Source organism: Streptomyces coffeae, assembly GCF_016741875.1.
In the GTDB taxonomy this organism is placed as follows: domain Bacteria; phylum Actinomycetota; class Actinomycetes; order Streptomycetales; family Streptomycetaceae; genus Streptomyces; species Streptomyces coffeae.
This window is the reverse complement of the sequence record NZ_JAERRF010000202.1, coordinates 1-428: the sequence shown is the minus strand read 5'-3', so window position 1 is coordinate 428 and position 428 is coordinate 1. Positions and strand designations below refer to the sequence as shown.

Annotated in this window: 1 protein-coding gene; it reads right to left on the bottom strand. The window is 67.8% G+C overall.

Annotated features, from left to right (window positions below):
* Window positions 1-428, bottom strand: a 428-nt coding sequence (locus JK363_RS41675; RefSeq protein ID WP_201883524.1) for a ketoacyl-synthetase C-terminal extension domain-containing protein, incomplete at both ends; no start/stop codon positions are given.

Sequence of the window (428 nt, the reverse complement as noted above, 5' to 3'; positions counted from 1 at the left end):
TCAGTCTGATCCCGCAGTGCGTCCGCGCTACGGCCGGACAGCACCCATGGCACCACACCACCACTCTTGCGGACAGGCGGCGGCTCCGATGGTGCCTGCTCGATGATGACGTGCGCGTTGGTCCCCGACACACCGAAGGAAGAGACCCCCGCACGGCGCGCACGGCCGGAATCGGGCCATGCGCGCCCGGCCGTGACCAACTCGACGCCTTCGCCCCACTGCACATGCGGCGAAGGAGCATCCACATGCAACGAAGCCGGCACCACACCATGCCGCATCGCCAGCACCATCTTGATCAAACCCGCCACACCCGCGGCAGCCTGCGTGTGACCAAGGTTCGACTTCACCGACCCGAGCAGCAACGGGGCACCGGAGCGCTGTCGGCCATAGGCCTCCACCAGCGCACCGACCTCGATCGGATCGCCCAG